The sequence below is a fragment of the Parafrankia soli genome (assembly GCF_001854695.1).
Lineage (GTDB): Bacteria > Actinomycetota > Actinomycetes > Frankiales > Frankiaceae > Parafrankia > Parafrankia soli.
The window spans coordinates 1-3,065 of record NZ_MAXA01000105.1 but is presented as its reverse complement, the minus strand read 5'-3'; the positions used below and the strand labels follow the sequence as shown (position 1 = coordinate 3,065).

Here is a 3,065-nt window from a genome sequence, read left to right as displayed (position 1 = left end):
CCCATGGCCATGGGTCTGGGAGAGGGCTGCGGGCGGAGTTTGGGTCCGACGTCGCGTACCCAGGTGAGGTGGCGGATGCCGAGCATCTTGAGGTCCTGGGGTTGGCGGGCGGCGAGGACCTGGGGGATGTCGGTGGTGAACCGCAGCTCGGGCACCCGGTCTTTCAGGTCGACGCTGGGGCCGGAGTTCCACACGGCGGTGACGCCGAGCGCGGCCGCGTCCCGGGTTCGCTTGATGTGGTCCTTCTTCTGGGTGAGCTGGACTTCTGTGGAGGTCGGCTGCGGGGCGTCGGCGATGAGCAGGTCGGGGAACCTTCTCCGACCACCGTGGCCGCGTTCGCGGGCGGTAACCTGCCAGCCGACGTGGTCGTAGACCTTGGTCCAGACGTCGAGCATCGCGCTGTGGCGGGCACGGTCGGGTGGGGCGACGGCGTGATCTCCGGTGCCACCTTCGCCCCGGAAGTGGGAGGCGTAGCGCGTTCCCGTGGCCCCGTAGGTCTTGAGGATCAGCGGTGCGCCCTTGCACTGCGGGAACAGGCATCGGGCAGTGGGATCGTGCCGGCTGGAGGAGCGTTGCGCTGCCCGGTCCCACAGTTCCAGGCCGTCAGGCCGGCCAAGCGTCGGGTCACCGAGGTCGAGCTGTTCGCCGGTGGCGAGTTGGGGTACTGGTAAGAAACGTGTCACCAGCCGCAAACGCGGGTGATCTTGCGTTGTGCCTCTCTGTGGGCGCGGGCTGTTGGCGCTTGGCGCACCGGGCCATGATGTTCGGGCGTGGCCCGAACGCTGGATCTCGATGAGCTCGTCGAGCACTGGACGTTGCTGGATGACGAGCGGGAGCTGATCGCTGGCAAGCGCGGGCCGACGCGGCTCGGCTTCACGGTGATGTTGAAGTTCTTCACCCAGATGGGTCGGTTCCCGCGGGGGCGTAGCGACCTGCCGGACGAGGCCGTGGAGTACGTGGCCCGGCAGGTCGGTGTGGAGCCGGGCGACATGGGCTTCTACGAGTGGACCGGCCGCACGATCGAGTACCACCGGGGGCAGATCCGTGGGTATCTGGGCTTCCGGGAGTGCTCGGTGGCCGACGCGGACCAGCTGGCCGAGTGGCTGGCCGGCAACGTGTGCGAGACCGAGCGGCGTTCGGAGCTGGTCCGCGAGGAGCTGCTGGCGCGCTGCCGCGCCGAGCGGATCGAGCCGCCGGCCGCCGGGCGGATTGAACGGGTTGTGCGCTCGGCGCTGCATCAGGCCGAGCAGGCGCTGACCGCCCGGATCGCCGGGCGTCTGCCCGTTGACGTCGCCGGGCGTCTGCGTGCGCTGGTCGCCGTGGACGTCCCGGACGACGACACCGGGCAGGACTCGGTGCTGGCGCTGATCAAGTCGGTGCCGGGCAACGTCAGTCTGGACTCAATGCTGACCGAGATCCGCAAGCTGCGGGCGGTCCGTGCGGTCGACCTGCCCGACGGGCTGTTCGCCGACGTCGCCCCACGGGTGGTCGCGGCCTGGCGGGCCAGGGCGGCGGTGGAGTCCCCGTCGCACCTGCGCGACCATCCCGACGCGCTGATGCTGACGCTGCTCGCGGCGCTGCTGCACGCTCGGCTTAAGGAGATCACCGACACGCTCGTTGAGCTGCTGATCTCGACGGTGCACCGGATCGGCGCGCGGGCGGACAGGAAGGTCACCGAGGAGCTCGTCAACGCGTTCAAGCGGGTGACCGGCAAGGAGAACATCCTGTTCGCGATCGCGGAGGCCTCGCTCGACAGCCCCGACGAGCCGGTCCGTGAGGTGGTGTTCCCGGCGGTCTCCGGTGGGGAGCAGACGCTGCGGGAGCTGGTGCACGAGTTCAGGACCAAGGGGCCGGTGTACCGGCGCACGGTGCAGACGACGTTGAAGGCCTCGTACTCCAACCACTACCGGCGCGGGCTGATCGCGCTGCTCGGGGTGCTGGAGTTCCGGTCGAACAACGACACACATCGGCCGGTCCTCGACGCTCTTGACCTGATCCGCCGGTACGCCGACAGCCGGCTGACGTACTTCCCCGTCGGCGAGACGGTGCCCTCCCACAAGGGGCTGCTGGGCGACTGGACGGAGCTGGTGTTCACCGACCCGACCAAAGGCCCGAAGCGGGCGGTCCGCGGCGTGTATGAGATCTGCACCTTCCAGGCGCTGCGCGACAGCCTGCGGTGCAAGGAGATCTGGGTTGTCGGCGCGGAGAAGTGGCGCAACCCGGATGAGGACCTGCCGGTCGACTTCGAGGTCCACCGGGTGGCGCACTACGCCGCGCTGCGTAAGCCGCTGGACCCGACCGCGTTCATCGACCAGCTGCGCGAGGAGATGCGCGCCGAACTGGGCGCGCTGGACACCGCGCTGCCAAAGTTGGGCTGGCTGGAGATCGCCGACCGGGGCAAGAACGGCCCGATCCGGCTCACCGACCTGGACGCCGCCCCGGAGCCGCGTAACCTGCGCCGGTTGAAGGCCGAGGTGCGGACCCGGTGGGGCACTGTCCCGCTGATCGACATGCTCAAGGAGGCGGTGCTGCGCACCGGCTGCCTCGCTGCGGCGACCACCGCGGCCAGCCGCGGGGACTTGGCCCCCGCCGTGCTCGCGGAACGGCTGATGCTGGCGATCTACGCCTATGGCACCAACACCGGTATCCGCGCGATCGCCGGGTCTGCGCAGAACGGCCACAGCGAGGACGACATCCGCTACGTTCGACGCCGCTATCTGACCGCCGAGCTCGCCCGCACGATGGCCATCGAGATCGCCAACGCCACCTTCGCCGCCCGGGCACACCAGGTCTGGGGCGCTGGGTCGAGCGCGGTGGCCAGCGACTCGACGCACTTCGGCGCGTTCGACCAGAACATCTTTACCGAGTGGCACTCCCGCTACGGCGGGCGCGGCGTGCTGATCTACTGGCACGTCGAGCGCAAGAGCATGGCCATCCACTCCCAGCTGCTCAGCTGCACCGCCTCCGAGGTCGCCGCGATGGTCGAAGGCGCGGTACGCCACGGCACGGCGATGGAGGTCGAGGGCAACTACGTCGACTCCCACGGCGCCTCCGAGATCGGCTTC

At 69.6% G+C, this 3,065-nt stretch carries 2 protein-coding genes; one reads left to right on the top strand and one right to left on the bottom strand.

Features of this window, described 5'->3' with window-relative positions; all coding sequences use genetic code 11:
- On the bottom strand, positions 1 to 683 hold a 683-nt coding region (locus BBK14_RS10370), incomplete at its 3' end, for a hypothetical protein (protein ID WP_131802218.1).
- Between the two features lie 87 nt (positions 684 to 770).
- Here BBK14_RS10370 and BBK14_RS10365 point away from each other — a divergent pair.
- Positions 771 to 3,065, top strand: a 2,295-nt coding sequence (locus BBK14_RS10365; protein WP_083390846.1) for a Tn3 family transposase, incomplete at its 3' end; no start/stop codon positions are given.